This window comes from Xenorhabdus entomophaga (assembly GCF_037996725.1).
In the GTDB taxonomy this organism is placed as follows: Bacteria; Pseudomonadota; Gammaproteobacteria; order Enterobacterales; family Enterobacteriaceae; genus Xenorhabdus; species Xenorhabdus khoisanae.
Window position 1 is genome coordinate 1 of sequence record NZ_JBBMXH010000465.1, and the last position, 239, is coordinate 239.

The 239-nt window shown below is 40.2% G+C and carries 1 pseudogene; it reads left to right on the plus strand.

From position 1 onward, the window contains the following. A pseudogene (locus tag AAC854_RS23645) lies at positions 1–239 on the plus strand (IS982 family transposase); the annotation flags it as partial.

Sequence of the window (239 nt, forward strand, 5' to 3'; positions counted from 1 at the left end):
GTATCCCAGTGAAATCATGACCCTTTTGATCCTTTTTCATCTGTCGCATTACCGTGATTTTAAAAATTTTTATCTAGAACATATTTGGAAATATCACCATAAGGATTTTCCCACCTTGGTCAGCTATCCTCGTTTTGTCAGTGTGGCGCCTTCCGTTTTGGTGCCACTATGTAGCTATCTGACTCAATTAAAAGGGAAACCCACAGGCATTGCTTTTATTGATTCCACCCGTTTGAGTG